Raw genomic sequence first — 26,039 nt, forward strand, 5'->3', positions numbered from 1 at the left:
ACCCTCACCGCCTCCGATGCAAGACCTCCCTGCGCCTGCAATCACGCTTTATCAATACCCACCAAGTCATTGCGTTTCCCCCACACCGACTGTCAATCCGTCATACCACCAGGCCGCCAGGCTGTAGACGTCCGGAGCTTTCAGGACGCTGAAGTGGTTACCCGGCCCCTCCCAAAGCGAAAGTTGCGGCAGCAAATGCTGCCATTGGCTTGCGCAAGCGGCATGTTCGAGTTGATTGTCCAGCGCATCCAGATGCGGGTCATTCACCAGTACCAGACTTGCCCTGCCGCTGTAGCCTCCCGGCTCAGGTCGATAGACCGTGCGCAAGGCGCTGGCAAACGTGCGGACGATCCCTTGCAGGGCCTGTGCCGCCAGACGTGGCGGCAATAACCCGACGCGCACCATGGCCTGCTGAAGCAGGTGCATTTGCGCGACTGTGTCGCTGTCGGCAAACGCCAGTGGGGCGAGCTCCAGGCTTCTTCCACTGGACAGCTGCAGCGCCTCGATCAGGCGTTCCAGCACGGCGGTGGCGGTATAAGGCTTGCTGCTCAGACCCTCGCCGCCAGGCGCCTCGCTGTCGATCAAGGTCAACGAGACAACCTCGCGGCCTCGGGCCTGAAGCTTGACCGCCATGGCGTGCGCCGCCCAGCCTCCGAACGAATGCCCAACCAGATGCAGCGGGCCTTTCGGATACAGCGCTTCGATGGCCTGCACATGGCTCTGCGCTGCCGCTTCCACCCTGCTGTGCGGAACACTGCGACCATCCAGGCCGCGCGGTTGCAGGCCGTGGATCGGCCAGTCCGGCCCCAGCGCCTCTGCCAAGCCAATGAAGCTGGTGACGCTGTCACCGGCGCCCGGTACACAAAACACTGGCGCATGCCCGTCACGCCCGCTCTGGATCGCCAGCAGCGATTGATGAGCCGGTGCCGGCGGTGGCGTGGCGGGCACGCTGTGCAACGCCTGAACGATGCTCCGACCGAGCACGGCCACGTGCGGTGCCTGCATCATCGTCATGTGATCCCCCGGGACATCGACGCACTGCAGTTGATTTCTGGGGAGAATCTCACCCCAGCCCAGGGTCGAACTGCTTCCGATCGGCGCCATTGGACGCTGTTCGGCGCGGAACAAATGGATCGGCAGGCTGAGCGGTTCCAGCTGGTAATGCGCCAGGGCCTGACCATGCGCCACTTCCCGGTCCAGGTAATGGTGCAACTGCTGATCGCTCGCCAGCGCCAGCTCCTCGTACAACAGACCTTCGTCGCGGCACAGTTGCAACAGCGTCGCGAAGTCCGGCAGCGGTGCTTGCTCGCTCAATGAGGTGAGGCGCGCCAACCTGGCGGCACCCTCACCCGCCTGGGCTTGCCAGTGCGCAGTGCAGTGCGAGAGCAATTGCCGCTCAAGCAAGTCAGGTCCCTGCCAGCGTGCCTTGCCCTGATCGGTCAGGCGTGGCACATAGCTGTCGATCAGGCCGAGGAATGTGACGGCCTCGTCCATGCCCAGCAGTTGAGTAGCCACTTCGTAGGCCAGAACCCCACCAAACGACCAACCGGCCAACCGATACGGACCGCGCGGCTGGACCTGACGAATGCGCTCCACCATCCGCGCAGCCAAGCACTCCATGGTGCGTAATTGCTGCTGCCCAAGGCCAATGCCCGGCAAGCCGTAAATCGGAAAGTCGCCCTGAAGATGTTGCCCAAGCACAGGGAAATAAGCATCCAGCCCTGTGAAATCGTGGAGCAGAAACAACGGTGACTCGCTGCCACCGGCACGCACTGTGATCACCTCGCGAGCTTCGTCCGGTGATCCTGGACGCTGGTCGAGCAACCCTGCCAGCGCTGCGACGCTAGGGTGCTGAAACAGTTCGGCCAGTGTCAGTGACACGCCTGCTTTTTGCAGCAGGCTGACCAGACGAATGGCCGATAGCGAATGACCGCCCAATTCGAAGAAACTGTCGTGCCTGCCTATTTTTCCGACTTCAAGAACCTCGGCCCACACCTCCGCCAGACGCTCTTCCAGCGCTGTCGATGGCGCTTGGTAGGCGAGGTTCGCAAGAGCGGCCAGGTCCGGCGCAGGCAACGCCTTGCGGTCGACCTTGCCGTTCTGGGTCAATGGCAGCGTATCAAGACCTACAAATACCGCAGGCACCATGTATTCCGGGAGCTGCCCCAACAGATGCGCACGCAAGGCGGCACTGTCGAGCGATGCATCGCGACGGGTGAAGTAGCCCACCAGACGCAACGAACCATCGTCCAGACGCTGGGTGGTCACCACCGCTTCGCCGACGCCCGGGCATTGCGCCAGGTGCTGTTCGATCTCGCCCGGCTCGATACGCACGCCACGGATCTTCACCTGATCATCGTTGCGGCCCAGGTATTCAAGCGTCCCGTCGGACAGCCAGCGCACCAGATCGCCGGAGCGATACATTCGGGCGCCGGGGCTGTCGCTGAACGGATCGTCGAGGAAGCGTTCTGCGGTCAGGTCCGCACGGTTCAGATAGCCGCGAGCCACGCCTGTGCCGCCGATGTACAACTCGCCGGGCACCCCGAGTGGCACTGGCTGTCCACGCGAATCCAGTACGTACAGTCGGGCATGGGAAACCGGCTTGCCGATGTGCAGCACCTTGCCCGGCTGCATCCGGCCAGAGCTGGCCACCACCGTGGTCTCTGTCGGGCCATAGTTGTTGACCACGGCGAAACCCGGATCACGGTTGAAATGGCGTAAACGATCACCGCCAATCAACAAAGTCTGCAGCGTCGGATGGTGTAATTCACGGCTGAAGGCGTATTCGGCCACCGGGGTCGGCAGAAACGCCACCTGCAGCGGCTGAGCCAGCCACCAGTCGAGCAGCACATCGAGCTGTTCGTTGCCAATCTCAGCTGGCGGCAGGTGCAGCACCGCACCGGCACACAGCGCAGGCCAGACTTCCCAGGCCATGGCGTCGAAACCAAACCCGGCAACGCTGGCGGTATGACTGCCGGCACGCAGGTTGAACGCTTCACAGTGCCAATCCACCAGATTGTTCAGCGTGCGGTGCTCGACCATCACGCCCTTGGGCAGCCCGGTGGACCCCGAGGTGTAAATCACGTAAGCCAGATGGTGCGTGGTCATTTCCGGCACGGACGGGTTGTCGGTGCGCTGTGACCAGTCCGGGCGATCAAGCGCGATCACCGGCACCTGCAGTTCGGGCAGACGCGTCAGCAGGTCGAATTGAGCCAACACCACCACGGGCGCGCTGTTCTCCAGCAGATAGCTGATGCGTTCATCCGGGTGGGCCGGATCGACCGGTACGTAGCTCGCCCCGGCTTTCAGCACTGCCAGCAGCCCCGTCAGCGTCTCCAGACCGCGCCGCGCGACCACCGCCACCCGGTCGTCAGGACGTACGCCCAGTCCGATCAGATGATGGGCCAATGCGTTGGCACGGGCATTCAACTCGCCGTAGCTCAAATGCTGGTCGCCCGCCTGAGCAGCCAGTGCGTTCGGCTGGTCAAGCGCCTGCTGTTCGATACGTAGGTGAACGGGCAGCGGGTACTCCGCCGTAAGGCGATCGGCATTGAAGCCATCGAGCAGTTCGGTTCGCTCGGTGCCGGGCAGAATATTCAGTGTTTGAATCGGTTCCGCCGGTGACTGCTCAAGGGCATCGACCAGCCCGTTCACGGCACTGGAAAGGTACGCACAAATACGTCGGGCATCGATACCTGTCGAGGTCAGCGCAGTCAGGTCGAACGCTTCGCCCAGATCATCGACGCTGAGCGTCAACGGATAGCTGCTGCGCTCGCCGGACTGCAACAGCTCGATACCCTGCCAGGCCTCGCCGGCAGCCTCGTTTACCTCACTGGGCACCGCGCTGTGGCGGTAATTCAACAGCGCACTGAACAGCGGTACGCCCGCAGGCAAGGCGCTGCAACGCTGAGCGATTGCCAGAGAAGCCTGTTCGTGGGCAAGCAATCCGGTCAGGCGGCGGTGAGTCTGGGACAGAGCATCGCGTGCACTCTGATCGGCCAGGTCGATGCGCAGCGGCAAGGTGTTGATGAACACCCCGAGTGTACGTTCTGCACCCTCGCTGCCATTCAAGCGACCCAGCAGTACGGTGCCGAACACCACGCTGTCACGCCCGGACAATCGGCCCAGTACCTGCGCCCACGCCAGGTGCATCAGGCTGGCAGGACTGACACCCAGCTGCCGCACCTGATGGCGTAGCCGCCTGCTCAGGTCCGCATCCAGACGCACTCGGGCCTCGCCTGCAACCTCCGGCCCTGGCAACCAGGTCTGAGCGTACGCCAGGGTCGGCTCATCCAGATCGCCCAATTGCTCGCGGAAGAACGCTTCGTGCGTGTCGTCCCCCGCCCCCAGCAAGGTCTGCGCGATGTAGTTGCGGTAAGGCACTGGTGCAGGCAGTTGCGCTGCCTGATCGAGCAGTACCGCCTGCAATTCCTGGCTCAGCAGGTCCAGGGCAACGTGGTCCATGATCAGGTGATGGAACAGCAGGACCGCGACGATACGCCCGTTTTCCGGGTCATCGGCATGAACCAGACGCAACAGCGGTGCACGCACGAGCTCCAGTGGCTCGGGCGCATCCAGCGCCGCCAGCGGCACCTCGATCACCGGCAGATCGGCATGCCGCCAGACCACTTGCACAGGCGTTTCCAGACCTTCCCAGCACAGTGAAGTCCGCAACACGTCGTTGCGGGCGATGACCTGTTGCAGCGCCTGGCTGAAGGCATCCAGTCGCGAGCGGTCGGCAAAGGCGAAGCGTGCCTGCAAGCGATAGGGATCATCCTCAGCGGCGGACAGGTAGTGATAGAAAATGCCCGCCTGCAGAGGCCCCAGCGGGTAGATGTCCTGAATATTGCTCGCCCCCCCGGTAACGCTCGCGACAATGCGATCAATCCCTGCCTGATCCAGTTTCACCAGCGGCAACAGGTCCGGGGTGATTGATGTGCAATCCACACCGATCAGGTTGGCCGGAATCTTCACCTGAGCGCCGCTGCCGACGGCACGCGCCAGGGCGGCCAGGGTCGGCTGGGCAAACAACACGCGAATATCGGCATCCATGCCACGGCGACGCATGCGCGCGATCAGGGTAACGGCGAGCAGTGAATGGCCGCCGAGTTCGAAGAAATGATCGTTGCGCCCTATTTGCTCGACTTGCAGCAGCTCGCTCCAGATGTCGGCCAGGGCCATTTCCAGCTCGCCTTGCGGCGGCTCGTATTCGCGCCCTGGCATGGCGTCGCGATCCGGCACCGGCAAAGCACGTCGATCGACCTTGCCGTTGGCGGTCAGTGGCCAGGCATCAAGGCGCACGAATGCACTCGGCACCATGTAGCCCGGCAGGCGATCCAGCATGTCGGCACGCAGCCTGGCGATATCAAGCGCCGGGCGCGGGCCTTGTTCAATGAAATACGCCACCAGACGTGACTGTCCAGGTTCGTCCTCGCGCGCGACCACCAGCGATTCCTCGATACCCGGCAACGAGGTCAGTTGCGCCTCGATTTCGCCCAGTTCGATGCGCATACCGCGGATTTTCACCTGATCGTCGTTACGCCCCAGATAGTCCAGCGTGCCGTCGGCATTCCAGCGTGCCAAATCACCGGTGCGGTACATGCGCGCCTGCGGGTGCTCACAGAACGGATCGCTGAGGAAGCGCTCGGCAGTGAGTTGCGGCTGATTCAGATAACCGCGCGCTACGCCTTCTCCGCCGATGTACAACTCGCCAGCAACACAGGTCGGCACCAGTTGCTGGTGGTCATCCAGCAGGTACACGCGGGTGTTGGCGATCGGCTTGCCGATGTCGAGGCTGCCGTCAGGCAACAGACGACCGGAAGTGGCGACCACCGTGGTTTCGGTCGGGCCATAGTTGTTGATCACTGCGAAACCTGGCTCGCGGTGGAACTGCCGCAGGCGGTCGCCACCGATCAGCAGCGTGTGCAGCGTTGGGTGATAGAGCTCGCGGCTGAACGCATATTCAGCCACCGGTGTCGGCAGAAACGCCACGTGCAGCGGCTGCGTGAGCCACCAGTCGAGCAGCAGATCGAGCTGTTCATTGCCGATCTCGGCGGGCGGGATATGCAGCGTTGCCCCTGCACACAGCGCCGGCCAGACTTCCCAGGCCATGGCATCAAAGCCGAAACCGGCCACCGTGGCCGTGTGACTGCCGGCGTGCAAAGCGAACGCCTGGCAATGCCAGTGGACGAGATTGGCCAGCGTGCGGTGTTCGACCATCACGCCTTTCGGTTGCCCGGTCGAGCCGGAGGTGTAAATCACATACGCCAGATCGCCGGGCGTCAGCCCCGACACCCGCGGATTTGCCGGTTGCTCAGGCCATTGAGGTCGATCAAGCGCGAGCAGCGGCACTGTCAGTGCAGGCAGGCGCGCCATGAACGCCTGTTCCGCGAGCACCACTGCTGGCGCGCTGTCGGTCAGCAGGTAGCTTATGCGCTCATCGGGGTGCGCCGGATCCACCGGCACATAGCAGGCACCGGACTTGAGCACGGCCAGCAGGCTCACCAGCGTGTCCAGCCCACGACGCGCCACCACCGCGACGCGATCATCCGGGAGCACGCCCAGGCTGATCAGATGATGGGCAAGGCTGTTGGCCTGACGGTTCATCTGCGCGTAGCTCAGTGACTGCTCGCCGACCCTGGCGGCAACGGCTTCGGGCGTGCCTTCGGCGCGTGCTTCTATCAGGGCATGAATGGTCTGACCTTGCGGCAGATTCACCGCGCTGGCATTGAGGCTTTCGAGCAGATACTCGCGTTCCTGCTGGCCCACCAGCGGGATATCAGCAAGCACCACCTGCTGGTTATTCACCAGCGTGCGCAGCAACTGTTCGAAATAACCGCAATAACGCTGCACTGTTGCCTCGTCGAACAGCGCAGTGGCGTAGTCCAGCGTGCCGAACAAGGCATCACCCTGCTCGCCGAGGTTAAGCGACAGATCGAACTTGGAGACCTGACTCTGCTGCTCGACCGTTGCCAGCAACAGCCCGTCCATCTCCGGTAACGTCGTTTCCCCGGCCAGCCAGTTCAGCGTCGTCTGGAACAATGGACCGTGGGCCAGACTGCGTGTCGGGCGGACGATTTCCACGACCTGCTCGAACGGCAGGTCCTGATGGTCCTGAGCCTCCAGTACTCGCGTCCTGACCTGTGCCAGCAGCGCCTCACCGGTGGGTGCCGATGCGGTGTCGATGCGTATGGCCAGCGTATTGACGAACAGACCGATCAGCCCTTCCAGCTCGGCCCGGCCACGGCCCGCGATCGGGCTGCCGATCACCACCTCGGCCTGACCGGAAAGACGCGACAGCAGTGCGCCCCACGCAGTCAGCAAGGTCATGTACAGCGTGACACCTTGCCGCTGTGCCAGCGCACGCAGACCTGCGGTCAGTTGCCCATCCAGCCGCACGTTGAGGCTGGCACCGGCGAAATCCTGCTGCGCCGGACGCGGCCGGTCTGCAGGCAGGGTCAGCAGTGTCGGTGCGCCTTCCAGCGCCTGCCGCCAATAGGCAGCCTGATGTTGCAGACGTTCGCCGCTCATCCAGCCCTGCTGCCAGACCGCATAGTCGGCGTACTGGATGCTCAGCGCCGGCAGTGGATCGGCCTCGCCGCGACGCAGCGCCGGGTACAACGCCAGTAATTCGCGGGTCAGAACTCCCATCGACCAACCATCGGAGACGATGTGGTGCACGGTCAGCAACAACACGTGCCGCTCGTCCTCCACCTGTATCAGGCAGCCACGGATCAGCGGCCCACGCGTCAGATCGAACGCTGCGGTGGCCTCTGTTACGACGCGTTCGGTCAGGGTGTGCGGGTGTTGACGCAGGTCTTCGATCTGCAGGAACGACATGGCCGTCGGAGCTGTAAACACCACTTCGGCACCCTCCTCGCGGGCGATGAAGCGGCTGCGCAGGGTTTCGTGGCGCTCGACGATCCGCCCAAGCGCGGCCGTCAACGCCGCCACATCCAGCGATCCTTGCAGACTGAGGGCCAGCGGGATGTTGTAGGCCTGATTGCCGCCCTCCATTTGTGCCAGAAACCACAAACGCTGCTGGGCAAACGACAGCGGTAGCGACTGATCACGCGGCGCAGGCAGGATCAGTGACAGTTCACTGCGTCCCGTACCAGCCAGCGCACTGGCCACGGCTGCCAGTTCGCCCAGCGCGAAGAGTTCGCCCAATGGCAATTCCATCCCCATCTGCTGACGCACCTGCGACACCATGCGCATGGCCAGCAGGGAGTGCCCGCCCAGATCGAAAAAGTGATCGTGGCGACCGACCCGCTCGAGCTGCAGAACTTCAGCCCAGATCTGCGCCAGAGCGATTTCAATCTCGCCCTGCGGTGGCTCGTAGGCCAGCCCCAACAGCGACGAATGATCCGGTTTGGGCAGTGCACGGCTGTCCAGCTTACCGTTGGCCGTCAGCAGCAGAGCGGTCAGCTCGACAAAGGCTCCAGGCACCATGTATTCCGGCAGGTTGGCCTGCAAGTGAGCCCGTATTTGCTCTGTGGCAGGCGCTTCGGTGTCCAGTCGGCTGGTGAAATAGGCAACCAGACGCACATTGCCCGGCTCATCCTCGCGCGCCAGAACGACAGCCTCCCTGATGCCCGGCAACTGGTGCAGGCAGTTGACGATCTCGCCCAGCTCGATACGGAAACCGCGGATTTTCACTTGATCGTCGTTGCGTCCCAGACATTCCAGCTGGCCGTCCTCCAGCCAGCGGCCCAGATCGCCGGTGCGGTACATCACCGCGCCGGGCTGATCGCTGAACGGGTCGGCGATAAACTTCTCTGCGGTCAGGTCCGGGCGATTCAGATAGCCCAGCGCTACACCGTCACCACCAATGTAAAGCTCGCCAATCGCGCCCAACGGCGTCAGGTGCTGATGAGCATCGAGTACGTAGACCGTCGTGTTACCGATAGGCCTGCCGATCGGTATTGATTCGGCATTATCGTTCAGCGTTCGTACATCGCTGGCGGTCGCGAAGGTAGTCGTTTCTGTGGGGCCATACACATTCAACAAGTGCAGGCCCGGAGCCTGGGCAAGCAGCGTGCGGAAGCTCGCCGTGTCGGCACGCTCACCGCCGGAAAGCAACAGCCGAAGGCCGCCGAGTGCCTCGGGGATCAGTTGCACGTACTGGTTGAACAGCGCGCTGGTCAAAAACAGCACGCTGACATTGCCCTGACGCAGGGCTGCACTGAAACGCGTCGGGTCGATCAGCGTGGTGTGTTCGATCACCAACAGTTGCCCGCCGTTGAGCAAGGCACCCCAGACTTCCATGGTGCTGGCATCGAATGCCGGGTTGGAGGCAAAGGCGATGCTGTCCTGCTCGTTGAAGTCGGCATAACCGTTGTTCAATACCAGCCTGGCAATGCCGCGATGGGCCACGCGGACGCCTTTCGGGGCGCCCGTCGAACCGGAGGTATACATGACGTAAGCCGCTGTGTCGGACGCCTGTGGCAGGCCCGGGTCATGCGCAGGCTGGTCATCAAGGTTCAACCGGTCCAGATCGATGCGCTGCACCGTCGAGCCCATCGAGGTGGCGCTCTGTGTCAGCACACATTTCGCCTGGCAATCATCGAGCATGTAATGCTGGCGCTCGGCAGGCGCGTTGACGTCCAGCGGCACGTAGGTCGCTGCGCACTTGCAGATCGCCAACTGGCTGATGAGCAGCTCCAGCGAGCGCGGCAGCAGGATTGCCACGTGTTCGTTCGGCCGCACACCTTGTCCCAGCAGGTAGTGAGCCAAGTGGTTGGCGCGTTCGTTCAACTCACCGTAAGTGAGTGAACGACGGCCATGTACGGCAGCCACTGCATGCGGGTGAAGTGCAGCGCGGCGTTCGAACAGAAGGTGCACGGGCTGTTCGCGGGGGTAGTCACGCCGGGTATCGTTGAACGTTACCGACAGACGCTCGCGTTCTGCCTCCGGCACCACTGACGATTCGATCAGGGCTGCTGCCGATTGCTGCTCCAGGGCCTGCACCAGGTGGACAAGGGCTTGTTGTACGTAGACGCAAATCCGTTGCGGATCAATGCCCGGCGCAGCCTGGGCTGTCAGGCTGAAACCATCGCCGAAGTCATCGATACTCAAGGTCAGCGGGTAGTTGCTGCGCTCCTCTGCATGCACCACCTCAATCCCCTGCCATGCCGTGTTGTTCGCCTGGTCATCGACCTCAGGCACAGCACTGTGGCGGTAATTGAGCAGCGTATTGAACAGTGGCGCGCCAGCCGGCAAGGCACTGCAGCGCTGGGTCAAAGCCAACTGAGCGTGCTCGTGGGCAAGCATCCCGACCAGACGACCATGAAGGTCGAGCACCGCACTGCGCGCGCAATGCCCGCCCAGATCCATGCGCAATGGCAAGGTATTGATGAACACACCCAGGGCGCGCTCACCGCCTTCACCGCCGCGTAACCGTCCAAGCAGCACGGTGCCGAATACCACGCTGTCACGCCCGGACAACTGGCCCAGTACCTTCGCCCAGGCAAGGTGCATCAACGTGGCAGCGCTGACCCCCAACTGCCTTGCCTGATCGCGAACCTGACGGCACAGGCCGCCGTCCAGCGTGAGACGGGCTTCGGCAGGAATCTGCTCTGCGGATGCCGTTACCAGGCCGTAAGGCAAGGTCGGCTCATCGATATCGCCTAACTGCTCGCGGAAGAACGCTTCATGAGCGTCGTCGCCAGGCCCTTGCACAACGTGGGCGATGTAGTTCCGGTAAGGCACGGGCGCTGCGAGCTGAGCTTCGTTGTCCAGCAGTATGGCCTGCAACTCATGGCTCAATATATCGAGGCCGATATGGTCCATGATCACATGGTGGTAGCGCAGCACCGCTGCGATCCTTTTGTTGGCTGGATCATGGGCATAAACCAGCTGCAACAGCGGCGCCTGCGTCAGGTCCACGCGTGGTGCATTGAAAAGGTCCTGCAAGGCGGTCTCTTCAACCTGCAATGGCGCCTGACGCCAGACCACCTGCACCGGCGCTTGCAAACCCTCCCAGAACAACCCAGTGCGCAGAATATCGTTGCGCTCGATCACGCGCTGCAAGGCATGGCAAAAAGCGTCGAGACGCGAGGCGTCGGCAAAGGCGAACTGCGGCTGCAGCAAATAAGGATCGCGGTCCCCGGCTGTCAGGTGGTGATAAAGAATACCGGTCTGCAACGGGCCCAGCGGGTAGATATCCTGCACATTCGCAGCACCGCCCGGCACCCGCGCCACGATACGGTCGATAGCGGGCTGATCCAGCGCCACCAGCGGCAGCAGTTCAGGGGTGATGCGCTGACAGTGCGCATCGATCAGGTTGGCTGGCACATTGATTTCAGTGTCGCAACCTACGGCCGCAGCCAGCGCCGCCAGCGTAGGCTGGACAAACAGAACGCGAATGTCCGCACGCATGTCCAGACGACGCATGCGCGCAATCAGGGTCACGGCCAGCAACGAGTGGCCGCCCAGTTCAAAGAAATTATCCTGACGACCGACCTGCTCTACATGCAGCAGCTCGGCCCAGAGGCTCGCCAGGGCGATTTCGATCGCCCCTTGCGGCGCTTCATAGGCGCGGCTGGCAATGCTGTCGCGATCCGGTGCCGGCAGGCTCTTGCGGTCCAGTTTGCCGTTCGCCGTCACCGGCAGGCTGGCCAGCCGTACATAGGCCGCAGGCACCATGTAATCGGGGAGCAGGCCCGACAGCCAGGCACGCAACTGTTCGATATCCAGCCCGGGTTTACCTTCACCCGAGGTGTAATAGCCAACCAGTCGTTTGTCACCCGGCACATCCTCGCGCGCCACCACCACAGCGTCGAGAACATCTGGATGATCGTTCAGGCGAGCGGCGATCTCACCCAGTTCGATACGGAAACCACGAATCTTGACCTGTTCGTCATTACGGCCCATGTATTCCAGGCTGCCATCGGCCAGCCAGCGGCCCAGGTCACCGGTACGGTACATACGCGCATCAGGGGCGTGGCTGAACGGGTTGTCGAGGAAACGTTCGGCCGTCAGTGCTTCACGGTTCAGGTAGCCGCGTGCCACACCGGCGCCGCCGACATACAGTTCGCCAACCACGCCCATCGGCACCGGCTCGCCGCGGGCATCGAGGACATACAGCTGCAAGTCGGGAATGCGCCTGCCAATCGGGCTGGCACCGAGGCGCTGGGCGTCTTCGGGCTGCAACGGATAATAGGTCACATGCACGGTGGTTTCAGTGATGCCGTACATGTTCACCAGTTGTGTGCCGGCATTCACGTTGCGGGCATACCACGGCTTGAGTATGACTGTGTCCAGCGCTTCACCGCCAAAGATCACCTTGCGCAACGCATGCGCCTGGCCGTTCTCGCCCTGTGCAGCAATCAACTGACGGAACGCACTCGGCGTCTGGTTGAGCACCGTCACCCCGGCGCGGCACAGCAACGTATAGAAGTCTTCGGGCGAGCGGCTGACCAGTTGCGGCACGATCACCAAATGCCCGCCATGCAGCAACGCGCCCCAGATTTCCCAGACCGAAAAGTCGAAGGCGAACGAATGGAACAGCGCCCAGACATCCTGCTGGTTGAAACCGAACCAAGCTTCGGTGGCCGAGAACAGCCGCGCAACGTTGCGGTGTTCGATCATCACGCCTTTGGGCTTACCGGTAGAGCCGGAGGTGTAGATCACATAAGCCAGGTTGCCGGGCTTTACCAGCACCTGCGGATTGCAGACGGATTCGTCCTGCAAGTCGTCGTCGAGACTGATTACCGGCACTTCCGAGACCGGCAAGGTGCCCTGCACTGACCGCTGACTCAACAACGCCACCGGTGCGCTGTCCTCGAGGGTATAAGCCAGACGTTCAAGCGGATAAGCCGGGTCCAGTGGCACGTAGGCGGCACCGGCTTTGAGGATCCCCAGCAGGCCGGCGATCATCTGCAGGCCGCGAGGCGTGCAGATGGCGACTCGGTCGTCCGCACCAATGCCCATGCCAATCAGGCGATGCGCGATCCTGTTGGCCTGGGCGTTAAGTGTCGCGTAGCTCCAAGACTCCTCTTCATAGCTGACGGCAATCGCTTCCGGCGTGCGCTGCGCTTGCGCTTCAAACTGACTGTGCAGCGTCTGCTCTTGCGGATAAACCGCATCGGGTGCATTGAAATCTTCGGTCAATTGCAGACGCTCGGCCTCCGACAGCAGCGGAATGTGGCTCACAACCGTCTGGCTGTCAGCCACCATGGCGCGCAGTATCGCCTCCAGATACCCCAGATAGCGTTCGATGGTGCCGTGGTCAAACAAAGCCGTGGCATATTCCACGATGCAGCGGAAATGGTCGGGGCCATCGCTGACGCTCAGCGCCAGGTCGAATTTCGCAAAAGCGGCCTGTTCATCCAGCGGTTCGAGCTGCATATCGCCCAGTTGCAATTCCAGCCCCTGGCTGCCGTCCCAGGTCAGCGATGCCTGGAATAACGGGCTGTGCGCGAGGCTGCGCGGCGGCCGCAGGCGCTCCACCACTTGTTCGAAAGGCAGGTCCTGATGGTCCTGCGCTTCCACCACGCGGGCCTTGATGCGCTCCAGCAGCGTCACCACATCCGGCTCGCCCGACGTGTCGACACGCACGGCCAGGGTGTTGACGAACAGACCGATCAAGCCTTCGATTTCAGCACGACGGCGGTTGGCAACCGGCATGCCGACGACGACCTCTTCCTGCCCGGACAGCCGCGCCAGCAATACGGCCCATGCGCCCATGAACAGCATGAACGGTGTCATCGACTGTGCCTGGCAGAAGGCTCTGAGGTCGTTGCTCAGACGCGGATCGAGATCCAGCGCGACGCTGGCCCCGGTGTAGTCCTGATGCGCAGGACGTGGACGGTCGGTGGGCAGGGTCAGCAATACCGGCGCCCCCGTCAGGGTCTGCTGCCAGTAATCGGCCTGATGACTCAACCGCTCGTCGTCCAGCCAGTTGCGTTGCCACACGGCGTAATCGCCATATTGCAGCGCCAGCGCGGGCAGTGGGTCGTCCTGCCCTTGACTGAACGCCTGGTAGAGCGCGGTCAGCTCGCGGGTCAGTACGCCCAGCGACCAGCCGTCAGCAACGATGTGATGCACGGTCAGCAACAAGACGTGACGGTCTTCAGCCAGACACAGCAAACGGCCACGGATCGGCAGGTCATGCTGCAAGTCGAAGGGCTGCGCGGCCTCTTCCCTGATCGCTGCCTGCAGCGCTTGCGGGTCCTGATCGCGTAAATCCTGCCAGCAGATGCGCGGCACTTCAGTCACCGGCGCTGCCTGTACCCAGGCATTGTCGTCTTCCTGGCTGAAGCGGCTGCGCAGGCTGTCGTGGCGGGCCACAATACGTTCCAGCGCACGCGTCAATGCTCGACTGTCCAGCGGACCGCTCAGTTTCAGGCCCAGCGAGATGTTGTAGGCGCTATTGGCATCTTCCATTTGCGCCATGAACCAGATGCGCTGTTGAGCAGAAGACAAAGGTACAGGACCATTGCGCGGCTGCACTTCGATGGCCGGCAACTGACTGCGAGCGGCAGCGGTCAGGCAGTGTGCGACCGCGATCAGCGAACTGTCGGCAAACAGGTCGCCAAGGGCCAGTTCCAGTGACAGGCGCTGACGTACCTGAGAAACCATGCGCATGGCCAGCAGCAAATGACCGCCCAGCTCGAAGAAACGGTCATGACGCCCTACTCGCTCGACCTGCAGCAATTCGCTCCAGATCAGGGCCAGTGCGCTCTCCAGATCGCCTTGCGGGGCCTGGTATTCGCCGGTCGACAGCGCGGCGCGGTTGGGTACCGGCAAGGCTCGGCGGTCAACCTTGCCATTGGCCGTCAACGGCCAGCTGTCCAGGCGCACCAATGCGCCGGGCACCATATAACCCGGCAGACGGGCCAGCAGCGCGGTACGCAATTGTTCCACGCTGCTGGCGACAGCGCCTGCACGCTCGGTGAAGTAGCCCACCAGCCGTGGTTGCCCCGGTTCGTCTTCACGAGCCAGTACCAGTGCTTCCTCGATACCCGGCAATTGGCTGAACTGGTTTTCGATTTCTCCCAGCTCGATGCGCACCCCGCGAATTTTCACCTGATCGTCATTACGACCCAGATATTCCAGGGTGCCATCAGCATTCCAGCGCGCCAGATCCCCGGTGCGGTACATGCGCGCCTGTGGTTGCCCGGCGAACGGGTCATGCATAAAGCGTTCTGCTGTCAGTTGCGGTTGATTCAGATAACCGCGGGCGACACTGTCGCCGCCGATATACAGCTCGCCCGGTACCCCGAGCGGGACCAACTGTTGGCGTTCATCAAGCAGGTAAATCGAGGTGTTGGCGACCGGTTTTCCGATGTCCAGGCTGCCGTCGGGTAGTAAGCGACCGGAGGTGGCGACCACCGTGGTTTCGGTGGGGCCATAATTATTGATCACCGCAAAACCGGGATCGCGATGGAACTGGCGTAGCCGGTCACCGCCGATCAGCAGCGTGCGCAGGGTTGGATGACGCAGATTGCGACTGAAAGCGTATTCGGCCACCGGAGTGGGCAGAAAAGCGACCTGCAGTGGCTGGGCGATCCACCAGTCAAGCAGCGCATCGAGCTGCTCATTGCCGAAGAATGAGGCTGAGTATCGCGATCACGATACCGGTCACTTTGAGAATCATCTTCCTTGCCCTTTATTGTTATTCAATCTTGCGCCGCGACACTTTCGACCACGGATTTCGTCCGTAGTGTCAGTTTTTGCGTGTCGCGTCATCCAGGGCAAGGATGGTGTGGGCGTTGGTGACGGTGGTTGCCAGGGTGTTGATCACGCCTGAACGCAAGGCGCCCAGCGTGGCGGCGGCCTTGGTGTTTTCGCTGGCAATGGCCACTACATCGGGGATACGAAACAATTCCTGCACGGTAAGGCCGATTACCCTGCCCTGTATGGCATTGACCGCAGGCTGGCCGTGAATGTCGATGAAGTCATAGCCCATCATGTCGCCCACCGTGCCGGACAGCCTGGCCTGAGCGATTTCCTGCGGAGAGAACCAGCCCATGCGCACCATGTTGCTGTTTTCGCTCATGTCACCAATACCGATCAGCGCCATGTCGGCACGCCGTGCACGGTCAAGCGTCGAGCGCACAGTGTCGTTGCTGATCAGAATACTGCGCAACTCAGGGTTGGCGACCAGCGCCGGAGCGTACAGGCTTTCGCTTTCGCCACCGAACCGCAGCGCCAGACGGCGGCAAATGTGGTCGGGGTTCATGTACTCGCCCGCCTTGAGCGAGCCGCCAATAGCACAGACAAATGTGCAGTTGCGCGTCACCGGCAGGAACACGTTGTCCGCGACCGCACCCACATTGCGGCCCATGCCCACGGCGACGATCATGCCGTCACCAAGGGTCTTGTTGAGGTAGTTGGCAACCAGACTGGCGACCGCCGAGCGCTGAGTATCCGGGTCACTGTGGTCGACTGCAATCAACGCCCTGTCCAGCTGAAACCGTTCGACCAGCGCCAGTTCCAGCTCGTTGTTCATCGCCGGGTGCTGCAGCACCCGTACTTCGACAATCCCTTCATCGCGTGCGCGTTTGAGCAGTCGGCTGACTTTTGCGCGCGACAGGTCAAAGCGTTTGGCGATGGCTTCCTGAGTGACGTTCTCAAGGTAATAGAGCATCGCGACTTCAGTCATCAGATCGATGTCGCTGGCCATGCGCTGGGTACTGTCACTCATGTGGACGGGCTTCCGTTTCGGCGTCAAAGGCACATTCTCCCTACTCCCGCCCTGTCCCGTCCACTGACTATTGATGCCCGTCACGCTCTATCGCGTTGATGCGCTCGACCTTGGCGCCGGAGCGCGCGGCTTCGAACTCCGACTCCAGGAACGATTTGACGATGCTTTTCGCCAGTTCCGCGCCGATCACCCGTGCACCGATGGAAAGAATTTGCGCATCGTTGCTCTTGCGCGCTCGCTCGGCCGAATAGGTGTCGTGGGCCTGGGCCGCACGAATGCCGAAGACCTTGTTGGCGGAGATGGCCATGCCTATTCCGGTCCCGCAGACCAGCACGCCAAGCCGCTGCTGCCCGGCATTAATGGCTGTGGCCACGGCCAGAGCAATGTCCGGGTAAAGCACCGGTGCCGTGGAATGAGTACCGAAATCGGTTACCGGATAACCCAGCGACTCGATATGGCGCTTCAACAATTCCTTGAGTTCATAACCCGCTTCATCACATCCGATAGCCACCGGGAAAGGTGTGTTCATGGCATCAGGCTCCGCTGCCGAGGTCTTATTATCTGACCAAATGTTCAATCGGTGAAATTCCGATCAGTCATTTGTGAAACATTAGCCCTGTTCTGTCAAGCAAGTTTTCCAACGAATCCTGAACAAAAGCTCATAACTGCCGCAGTACTGCCTTTAAGCGGACACTTGAAAACTTTTACAGGAAACAGATTGACTGATCAGAATTTCATTTGGTACACATATGCTCACTGAGCAACGCATCAGCACCTAATAAGAATTCACAGCACGAGGACACGCCAATGGCCAAGCCATTACTGCTCCAGGCTGAACACGTCACCAAGGCTTACGCTGGCATCCCCGCCCTGCGTGACGGGCGTCTCTCATTGCGAGCCGGAAGCGTGCACGCCCTGTGCGGCGGCAATGGCGCGGGCAAGTCCACTTTTCTGAGTATTCTGATGGGCATCACCCAGCGCGATGCCGGGACCATTCTGCTCAACGGCGAGACAGTGCAGTTCAGTCGCCCCGGCGATGCTCTGGCTGCCGGGATTGCGATGATCACCCAAGAGCTGGAACCCATTCCCTTCATGACCGTCGCCGAGAACATCTGGCTGGGCCGCGAGCCGCGTCGGGCCGGGTGCATTGTCGACAGCAAGGAACTGAACCGACGCACCCGTGCACTGCTGGACGAACTGGAATTCGACGTCGACGCCACCAGCCCCATGCATTTGCTGAGTGTGGCGCAGATACAACTGGTGGAAATCGCCAAGGCCTTCAGCCATGACTGTTCGGTAATGATCATGGACGAGCCCACTTCGGCCATCGGCGAGCGTGAGGCGCAAACACTGTTCAAGGCCATCCGTCGGCTTGCCGCCCGGGGCGCGGGCATCATCTATGTTTCCCACCGCCTCAGCGAGCTGGCGCAGATTGCCGACGATTACAGCATCTTTCGCGACGGCGCCTTTGTCGAAAGCGGACGCATGGCCGATATCGACCGGGCCCACCTGGTGCGCGGCATCGTCGGCCAGGAGTTGCAGCGTATAGATCACAAGGTCGGCCGCGAATGCGCGGTCGAATGCTGCCTGAAGGTCGAGGGCCTGAGCCGCAACGGCGAGTTCGAAGACATCAGCCTGCAGGTGCGTCACGGCGAAATTCTCGGTATTTACGGGCTGATGGGCTCGGGTCGCAGCGAGTTCCTCAACTGCCTGTACGGCCTGACCACACCTGACGCCGGCAGCGTCACCCTGCAAGGCAAGCCAATGCCGGTCGGACTGCCCAAGGCGACCATTCGCGCGGGCGTCTCACTGGTTACCGAAGACCGCAAGGACAGCGGCCTGGTACTCAGTGGCAGCATCCTGTCCAACATCGCGCTGTCGGCTTACCGGCAGCTGTCGAACTGGTCGCTGATCGATGCCCGCAAGGAACACAAGCTGGCCGAAGACATGGTCAAGCGCCTGCAGATCAAGACGACGTCGCTGGATCTGCCTGTCGCGTCGATGAGCGGCGGCAACCAACAGAAGGTCGTCCTCGCCAAATGCCTGTCGACCGAACCGGTGTGCCTGCTCTGCGACGAGCCGACCCGGGGCATCGACGAAGGCGCCAAGCAGGAAATCTATCACCTGCTGGATCAGTTCGTACGCGCTGGCGGAGCCGCCATCGTGGTCTCTTCGGAAGCGCCGGAACTGCTGCGCCTGAGTGACCGAATCGCCGTGTTCAAGGGTGGCAGGCTGGTGACTATCAGCAGCGATGCCGATCTTTCCCAGGAAGTCCTGTTGAGTCTTGCCTCATGAATGCCAAAACCATCATTGCCCCAGCCTCCACGTCTCCACGCAGCCGCCTGCGCCTGTCTCTCGACCGTTTCGGGCTGCCGCTGGTGTTCATTCTGTTGTGCCTGGTACTGGCGTTTGCCAGCGAATATTTCATGACCTGGCGCAACTGGATGGACATCCTGCGCCAGACCTCGATCAACGGCATTCTCGCGGTCGGCATGACCTACGTGATCCTGACCAAGGGCATCGACCTTTCGGTCGGTTCGATTCTGGCGTTCGCCGGATTGTGCAGCGCCTTGGTCGCCACCCAGGGCTACGGTTTGCTGGCAGCAGTCAGTGCAGGCATGTTCGCCGGCGCCATGCTCGGCGTGGTCAATGGCTTCATGGTTGCCAATCTTTCGATTCCACCGTTTGTAGCCACCTTGGGCATGCTCAGTATCGCCCGCGGCATGACCTTCATCCTCAACGACGGCAGCCCGGTGACCGACCTGCCCGAAGAATACCTGGCGCTGGGTATCGGCCGCGTCGGCCCGATTGGTGTGCCGATCATTATCTTCGCGGTGGTCGCGCTGATTTTCTGGATGGTACTGCGCTACACCACCTACGGCCGTTACGTGTACGCCGTCGGCGGCAACGAAAAGAGCGCACGCACCTCCGGTATCGGCGTACGCAAGGTGATGTTTTCGGTGTACGTGGTTTCCGGGCTGCTCGCCGGACTGGCAGGTGTAGTGCTGTCCGCCAGAACCACCTCCGCCCTGCCCCAGGCTGGCATGTCCTACGAGCTGGACGCCATCGCAGCAGTGGTCATCGGCGGCACCAGTCTGTCCGGAGGCACCGGCAGCATCGTCGGCACGCTGTTCGGCGCACTGCTGATCGGCGTAATCAACAACGGCCTGAACCTGCTCGGCGTGTCCTCCTATTACCAGCAGGTCGCCAAGGGCCTGATCATCGTGTTTGCAGTGTTGATTGATGTGTGGCGCAAGAAAAAACGCTAAACCGGCATGAACGACTGACTACAACAATAACGAGGTTCTCATCATGAAATTCGGTACATCCCTGGCCGCGGTCGCGGCGTTCTCCCTGCTTGCCAGCAGTATCTCCATGGCCGCCGATGGCAAGACCTACAAGATCGGCGCGGCGGTGTATGGCCTCAAGGGCCAGTTCATGCAGAACTGGGTGCGTGAGCTCAAGGAGCATCCGGCGGTCAAGGACGGCACCGTGAAAATCACCGTGTTCGACGGTAACTACGATGCGCTGACCCAGAACAATCAAATAGAGACCATGATCACCCAGCATTACGATGCGATCATTTTCGTGCCCATCGACACCAAGGCCGGCGTCGGCACTGTGGCCAGGGCAATGGAAAACGACATTCCGGTCATCGCGTCGAACACCCGGGTTGCCGGCAACAAGGTGCCTTATGTCGGCAACGACGATGTCGAGGGTGGTCGACTGCAGGCGCAGGCCATGGTCGACAAGCTCAAGGGCAAAGGCAATGTGGTAATCATCCAGGGACCGATTGGCCAATCGGCGCAAATTGATCGGGAAAAAGGCGAACTGGAGGTCCTGAGCAAACACCCGGACATGAAGATCATCGAGAAGAAGACCGCCAACTGGTCCCGGGCCGAAGCCCAGACCCTGACTGAAGACTGGCTCAACGCGCATCAGAACGGCGGCATTTCCGGGATCATTTCGCAAAACGACGACATGGCTCTCGGCGCCCTGCAAGCGGTGAAATCCCGCAATCTGAAGCCTGCCGATGTGCCGATCACCTCCATTGACGGCATGCCTGACGCCATCCAGGCGGCGAAGAAAAACGAAATCACGACCTTCCTGCAAGACGCCCAGGCCCAGTCCCAGGGTGCCCTCGATGTCGCGCTTCGCACCCTGGCCGGGAAGGATTACAAGCCGCAGTCAGTGATCTGGGAGCGCTATGCCAAGGACGTCAAATGGGGCGATGGCACCGACAAGAACTACATCCTGCCGTGGGTGCCAGTCACCGATGCCAACGCCGACGCGCTGTACAAGCAGGTCAGCGGCGGCAAGTAACCGGTCTGAGATTCCCGCTTCTGCCCGAAGGGTGTGGGAGCGAACCGGGCGACGCTTCGCTTGTTCGCGAAGACAGTATTTCAAACGACGCATTTTCGGCGGTCATACCGGCCTCTTCGCGAACAAGTTCGCTCCCACGGCCTTAGGCCAGAATCAAAAGCTAACGTGTTTGAATCTTCAAAAAAACAGCGCTACAGGAGTCATCTTCATGTCTGAATTCTGGAACAAGGCGTTCGATCTCAATGGCCGTTGTGCGGTCATCACCGGCGGAGCAGCCGGGATTGGCCTTGCCTGTGCCAGCCTGCTGGTCGCACGCGGCGCACGGGTCGCACTGCTGGACCGTGATCCGGCAGTGGCCGAGGTTGCCGCCGGCCTGGGCAGCGGGCACCTCGGTATTGCCGTCGACCTGCGCCGGATCGATCAGGTCAACAGCACCATCGACAGCGTCTTCGAGCATTTCAAGCGCATCGATTATCTGGTCAACAGTGCCGGAGTTGCCCTGCTGGACAAGGCTGTTGACGTCAGCGAAGAGGCCTGGGACACGACGCTGGACATCAACCTCAAGGCCAGTTTCTTCGTCGCCCAGGCCTGTGCGCGACACATGCTCGGCCAAGGCAGCGGACGCATCGTCAACCTTGCCTCGCAGGCCGCGGTCATTGGCCTGGACAGGCACGTCGCCTACTGCGCGAGCAAGGCCGCAGTGGTCGGCATGACCAAAGTCCTGGCCATGGAATGGGCGCCGCACATCAACGTCAACGCCATCTCGCCCACCATCGTCGAGACCGCGCTGGGCAAAAAAGCCTGGGCGGGCGAAGTCGGAGAACGGGCCAAAACACAGATCCCGGCAGGCCGCTTCGCCCAGCCGGAGGAAATAGCCGGGCTGGCCCTGTACCTGCTCAGCGACGCCGCCAGCATGATCACCGGCGAAAACGTAGTGATCGACGGCGGCTACAGCATCCAGTAATTCATTTTCTGTCGTGAGGTTCATCGTCATGTCCACCGTCACCGAACGCACTGCCGAACAACTTTCACCGGTCATCCCGAAAACCATGCAGGCCGTGGTCTGCCACGGTCCGGAAGACTACCGGTTGGAAACCGTGGATGTGCCGACTCCCGGCCCCGACGAAATCCTGACCAAGGTCGAGCTGTGTGGCATCTGCATGGGCGACATCAAGACCTATCGCGGCGCACCCTCGTTCTGGGGCGATGCCGAGCAGCCTCGCTACGTCAAACCACCGATGATTCCCGGCCATGAATTCGTCTGTCGCGTGGTGGCGCTCGGCCCTGGTGCCGAAAAGCGTGGCGTGCAGATCGGCGACCGGGTGATCTCCGAACAGATCGTGCCGTGCTGGGGCTGCCGCTTCTGTAACCACGGACAGTACTGGATGTGCCAGAAGCACGACCTTTACGGCTTTCAGAACAACGTGCAGGGTGCCATGGCCCAGTACATGATTTTTACCAGGGAAGGCATCATTCACAAGGTGCCCGACTCGATCGCCCCGGACGAAGCCATTCTCATCGAACCTCTGGCCTGCTCGTTGCACGCAGCCGAACGGGCCGATGTCGACTTCGACGACATTGTAGTCGTCGCCGGTGCCGGCACACTGGGCCTCGGGATCATTGGCGCAGTACGCATGCGCAACCCGAAAAAGCTCATCGTTCTCGACATGAAGCCCGAGCGCGCTGCCCTCGCCCTGCGCATGGGCGCCGATGAGGTGTGGAACCCGGCCGAGGTCGACGTGCAGGCGAAAATCCGCGAGATAACCGACGGCTACGGCTGCGACATCTATATAGAGGCCACCGGTCACCACAAGGCCGTCAATCAGGGCCTGGCGATGCTGCGCAAACTCGGACGCTTTGTCGAGTTCAGCGTATTCAACGATGAAGCCACGGTGGACTGGTCGATCATCGGTGACCGCAAGGAACTGGACGTACTCGGCTCTCACCTCGGCCCCTACATGTACCCGCGCGCCATTGATTTTATCGGCAACCGCAAGATCGACATGCGCGACGTCGTCACGCACAAATTTCCCCTGGCGGAGTTCAAGGAGGCGTTTGCCGTCATGGAGCGCGGCGATAAATCATTGAAGGTGGTTCTGGAACCCTGATCCGCCCGATCCTTATAAAAAGAACACAGGAAATCGCGTTATGAACCGAGTGATAAACGATCCGGACCAGGTGGTCGAGGACATGCTGCGCGGCATTCTGGTAGCGCACCCCGAACTGTCGCAAAGTGACGGTAATCCACGGGTCATCAGCAAAACCCGGCCTTCGGAGCAAGGGCGCGTCGGTATCGTTACCGGCGGCGGCTCGGGTCATGAACCGGCCTTTCTCGGCTATGTCGGTCCAGGGCTGGTAGATGCGGTAGCGGTCGGCGAGATTTTTTCCTCGCCTACTGCCAAGAGCTTTTTCGACGCCTTTCGCGCGGCCGATCACGGTGCAGGCATCGCCTGCCTGTACGTCAACTACGCGGGCGACAATATGAACGTGAAGCTGGCGATGAAAATGGCCGCCAGCAAAGACCTGCAAGTGCGCACCGTGGTGGCCAACGACGATGTGGCCTCGGCGCCGAAAGCCGATATCGCCAAGCGACGCGGAGTGGCCGGGGAAATTTTCATGTGGAAGGTCGGCGGCGCTGCGGCCGCGCACGGTTACGATCTGGACGGTGTGATCCGTGTCGCGCAAAAGGCCGTGGATCAATGCCGATCCATCGGTATCGGCCTGACGCCCTGCACCATCGCGGCGGTCGGCAAACCCAACTTTCAGATCCCAGACGGCAAAATGGAGCTGGGCATCGGTCACCATGGCGAACCGGGTATCGAAGTCATCGACATCGAGTCTGCGGCGGCCATGGCAGAACGCATGCTCGCGCCGATTCTGGCCGACCGGGATTTCAGCGTGGACGACAGCGTAGTCGTGCTGGTTTCAGGCCTCGGAGCAACACCGGTAATGGAACTCTACGTGTTCTACGCCGAAGTGGAGCGTCTGCTCAAGGCTCGGGGCTTGAAAATCCATCGTTGCTACGTGGGCAATTACTTCACGTCGCTGGAGATGATGGGGGTAACCCTGACGCTGCTTGGCCTGGACGCCGAACTGAAAACCCTGATCGACCACCCTTGCCGTTCCATCGGCATGACCCAGGCGGAGTGAACCATGAGCGAGCAATTCTCTACCCAACATGGCACTGCCATCGTTGCCGACCTGGTGAGCGTGATCGTCGCCAATCGCGAATACCTCAGCGAAGTGGATGGCGCGATCGGTGACGGCGACCATGGCATCAATATGGCCAAGGGCTTCGCCCACTGCGGCCGTACCATCGAAGACCGCCAATTGAGCCTCGCCGAGGCGCTGGATGAGCTGACCCTGAGCCTGATGGAAGGCATCGGCGGATCCATGGGCCCACTGTATGGCAGCCTGTTTATCGGCATGGCCGATCAGGTACGCGGCTGCGAGGAGATCGATGCCGCGGCCTTCGCCAAACTGCTGCGCGGCGGCCTCACTTCACTGCAGGACATCACCGAAGCCGGCGTCGGCGATAAATGCCTGATGGATACGCTGATTCCGGCCGTCGAAGCCTTTGAGCAGGCCCACGCCCGGGGTGAATCATTCAGTGCAGCGCTCGATGCAATGAAAAGCGCTGCATCACAAGGGCGCGATTCCACCCGCGATCTGATCGCGAAGATAGGCCGGGCGAGTCGCCTCGGCGAACGCTCGCTCGGCGTGCTGGATGCAGGCGCGGTGTCGTGCTGCCTGATACTGACGCAACTGGCGGATTCAGTGCAGCCGAGGCTGGTATGAGCGGCTATATGACAGTCCAGTGTAAATAGGCACCTTCATTCATGAAGCAGGTTCATGAGCTTATGCTGATAAAACGGGGTCTATCCATTGCTGGATGCTGCACTCGATGGCTTCGGCCTGAGTTACATCCCGCATGACCTTGTCGCCCAGCATATCGAAGCCGGACGCCTGATTCAGGTGCTGGAAGACTGGTCACCGACCTTTGCCGGCTTCCACCTCTACTACCGAGCAGACGCCAGGCATCACCCGCGTTTGCCCTTTTGCTGGAGGCATTGCGCTACCGGTGATTGATTGCGGCCGTCATTCTGTTCAATCTCATTAACGACCAAGTGGCCTGACGGCGCTTGGCTACCAGGCTGATGCGGCGGCTCAGGCGAAGGCGAACGGTCCTTCAAATCGACCTATCGGCACCCAGTGGGTAATAAGACCGGTGTCGGCCTTCCATTGGTGCAGCAACAGCGCGGGAGGCTCGACATAGGAAGCGTCGGCAGCATCCGGGCGCAGTTGCAAGGCAATGGCCGTCGTCGTGCTCGGGGCCGTGCACATCAGCGTGCCGCCAAAGCGCAGCTGCATGAAACGATGAATATGACCGCAGACGATTCGCTCGACAGCCGGGTATCTGGAGACCACCTCGGCCAGCCGCTCGCCCCTTTCACAGCGATAGGCGTCGATGCAGTGAATGCCACTTGAAAACGGCGGCTGATGCATCATGATCAACGTCGGTTTGTCAGGCTCCAGCGCCAGTGTACGATCCAGCCATTGGGTGGCGGTATCGGTCATGTCGCCGTGGTGCTGGTCGGGCACGCTGATATCCAGCCCGATGATGCGCATCGGCGCGGAACCCGAGTCGACGAAGCTGCAGTTTTCCTCATTGATGAAGTAATCGTGCTCCGGGAAGGCACTACGCAGGTTCTGCCGATGATCATGGTTGCCCGGTATCATCAAAAGCCTCTGGCGCAGCGGCTGCAGCAGCTCTCGGGCCATTGCGTACTCCTCGGGTCGCCCCTCGTCCACCAGATCACCGCTGAACAGGATCAGATCAGGCGCCGGATCCAGGGCGTTTATCGTTTCGACGGCAGCCGCCAGCATTGCATTCGAATCGACAACGGCTTGATAGAGTAGCCCTCTGGGTCGTACATGCGTGTCAGAAATGTGCGCTATCAGCATTCCATTACCTCAATCGTGACCAGGTCGCTTATCCACTAGTACAGCGAACCTGCAACGACCGGACCAGACTTCGCCCCGGCCATTACTGAAGCGCGGCAGC

At 61.5% G+C, this 26,039-nt stretch carries 12 protein-coding genes; 8 read left to right on the plus strand and 4 right to left on the minus strand.

The annotated features are described in order from the left end of the window. Positions 1-66: 66 nt before the first annotated feature. From ACW55A_RS04745 to rpiB, 3 genes are all read right to left on the minus strand, one after another. A complete protein-coding gene (locus tag ACW55A_RS04745; RefSeq protein ID WP_498810729.1) occupies positions 67-15,474 on the minus strand; it encodes a non-ribosomal peptide synthetase in 15,408 nt (5,135 codons plus the stop codon). Positions 15,475-15,670: 196 nt separating this feature from the next. After that, positions 15,671-16,651 carry a sugar-binding transcriptional regulator gene (locus ACW55A_RS04750; RefSeq protein WP_003369595.1) on the minus strand — a complete coding sequence of 327 codons (981 nt, stop codon included), beginning with the start codon at positions 16,649-16,651 and terminating at the stop codon, positions 15,671-15,673. A 67-nt stretch (positions 16,652-16,718) separates the two neighbouring features. Continuing rightward, positions 16,719-17,180, minus strand: a complete 462-nt coding sequence (gene rpiB / locus ACW55A_RS04755) for a ribose 5-phosphate isomerase B (protein ID WP_024659734.1) — start codon at positions 17,178-17,180, stop codon at positions 16,719-16,721. 278 nt (positions 17,181-17,458) lie between these two features. Between rpiB and ACW55A_RS04760 the strand changes: the two genes are divergently transcribed. From ACW55A_RS04760 to ACW55A_RS04795, 8 genes are all read left to right on the plus strand, one after another. After that, positions 17,459-18,946: a sugar ABC transporter ATP-binding protein gene (locus ACW55A_RS04760; protein WP_455808498.1), complete on the plus strand. Its 1,488-nt coding sequence runs from the start codon at positions 17,459-17,461 to the stop codon at positions 18,944-18,946. Then, the gene (locus tag ACW55A_RS04765) at positions 18,943-19,920 is read left to right on the plus strand and encodes an ABC transporter permease (RefSeq protein WP_003369589.1); all 978 of its coding nucleotides are present in this window, start codon (positions 18,943-18,945) and stop codon (positions 19,918-19,920) included. The genes ACW55A_RS04760 and ACW55A_RS04765 overlap by 4 nt, the downstream gene beginning before the upstream one ends. A gap of 43 nt (positions 19,921-19,963) precedes the next feature. After that, on the plus strand, positions 19,964-20,974 hold the full coding sequence (locus ACW55A_RS04770; protein WP_003434012.1) for a substrate-binding domain-containing protein: 1,011 nt from the start codon (positions 19,964-19,966) through the stop codon (positions 20,972-20,974). Positions 20,975-21,182: 208 nt separating this feature from the next. Further along, positions 21,183-21,938 (plus strand): SDR family oxidoreductase, encoded by a 756-nt coding sequence (locus ACW55A_RS04775; RefSeq protein ID WP_003434013.1) that lies wholly within the window; start codon positions 21,183-21,185, stop codon positions 21,936-21,938. 28 nt (positions 21,939-21,966) lie between these two features. Continuing rightward, positions 21,967-23,082 (plus strand): erythritol/L-threitol dehydrogenase, encoded by a 1,116-nt coding sequence (locus tag ACW55A_RS04780; protein WP_003369582.1) that lies wholly within the window; start codon positions 21,967-21,969, stop codon positions 23,080-23,082. 40 nt (positions 23,083-23,122) lie between these two features. Continuing rightward, complete coding sequence (locus ACW55A_RS04785; RefSeq protein ID WP_498810728.1) at positions 23,123-24,124, plus strand: dihydroxyacetone kinase subunit DhaK; 1,002 nt, start codon at positions 23,123-23,125, stop codon at positions 24,122-24,124. 3 nt (positions 24,125-24,127) lie between these two features. After that, a complete protein-coding gene (gene dhaL / locus ACW55A_RS04790; RefSeq protein ID WP_003369578.1) occupies positions 24,128-24,772 on the plus strand; it encodes a dihydroxyacetone kinase subunit DhaL in 645 nt (214 codons plus the stop codon). 87 nt (positions 24,773-24,859) lie between these two features. Then, positions 24,860-25,063, plus strand: a complete 204-nt coding sequence (locus ACW55A_RS04795; RefSeq protein ID WP_498810727.1) for a LysR substrate-binding domain-containing protein — start codon at positions 24,860-24,862, stop codon at positions 25,061-25,063. A gap of 78 nt (positions 25,064-25,141) precedes the next feature. On the opposite strand, the gene ACW55A_RS04800 is transcribed toward ACW55A_RS04795, so the two are convergent. Further along, positions 25,142-25,939: a phosphodiesterase gene (locus ACW55A_RS04800; RefSeq protein WP_455808502.1), complete on the minus strand. Its 798-nt coding sequence runs from the start codon at positions 25,937-25,939 to the stop codon at positions 25,142-25,144. Positions 25,940-26,039: the final 100 nt, after the last annotated feature.

The organism is Plantibacter cousiniae (nom. nud.), assembly GCF_977070315.1.